The organism is Nocardia tenerifensis NBRC 101015 (assembly GCF_000308715.1).
Taxonomy (GTDB): Bacteria; Actinomycetota; Actinomycetes; order Mycobacteriales; family Mycobacteriaceae; genus Nocardia; species Nocardia tenerifensis.
This window is the reverse complement of sequence record NZ_BAGH01000454.1, coordinates 1-1,075: the sequence shown is the minus strand read 5'-3', so window position 1 is coordinate 1,075 and position 1,075 is coordinate 1. Positions and strand designations below refer to the sequence as shown.

At 70.4% G+C, this 1,075-nt stretch carries 1 pseudogene; it reads right to left on the bottom strand.

The window, feature by feature from the left end:
• A pseudogene (locus ON39_RS33940) lies at positions 1-838 on the bottom strand (hypothetical protein); the annotation flags it as partial.
• Between the last annotated feature and the right edge of the window lie 237 nt (positions 839-1,075).

Below are 1,075 nucleotides of genomic sequence, written 5' to 3'. Positions count from 1 at the left end.
GCCGGGCGGGGGCGTAGCCGAAAGAGTCGGCCACCGAGGTCAATCCCAACGCGAGCAGCACCCCGTACCCGTCGCGGCCGGGCAGCAGCATGGCCGCCGCGGTCGTCGCGACCACGACGGCGGCGACGGCGATCCCGATATGGACCCCGTGGCCCGACGCCGGCGCGCTGGTGAACCGTCGTTGCAGCCACTCGGTGGCGACCAGGACCACCACGGCGAGCACCACCGCCGCCAGGATCGGCGCGACCGGCAGCTCGATGGTCATCCGCGCGGGCTCGGGCTCGCCGGTCCCCGCGTGGTTGCGCAGAGCGCTGAGCAGCAACAGCACGACCACCAGGCCGATCAGCCAGCTCGGGGGCGAGCCGAGTACGTCGAACGGGTCGTCGTCGATGTCGAGCAGGTCGTTGAGGTCGCCGAACACGAAGAACCCCACGCCGCCGAGCGCGAACCCCGCGGCGAGCGCCGGCTCGCGCAGCGCGGCGACGCCGAGCCCGCCCAGCACGACCCCGGCGCACACCGCGTCGATGTAGTTCTGCGTGGTCAACATGTCGGCGGACGAAACATGGCTGCCCGCAATGTGATTGATCATCTGCGCGACACTGCCGACCAGCGCCACCAGCCAGGCGGTCGCCGGGCGGAAGGCCGTGCCGATCGGCACCGCGACCGCGACCGCGACGACGACGCCGATGGCCGCGCCGCGCGGCACGCTGTCCCAGAGGTTGCTGAGCTGATAGGGCGTGCTCTCCCGGATCGAGGAGAAGGTGACCGGCAGGAACAGCGTCACACCCGCGACCGCGGCGCCGAAGAAGGCCGTGATCGCGTCGAACGCATCACCCATCCGCCGCACGTGCCCGAACATACCCGCGCTCGATCGGTGGCTCTGTGATTGCCATGCTTCGCGCTGAGCATGTCGAAACAGCCGAATCCACTGAAAGTCCCCGTTGACAGTGGGTTTGCCGCTCGTTGACGAGCGTCAGAGATAGCGGCCTTCGTTGCCCGAGGGCTGGCCCCTCGTCTCCGCGTACCGGCGCAGCGACTCGACCTGCAGCGCGTCCAGCGAGGGCCGCACCCTCGT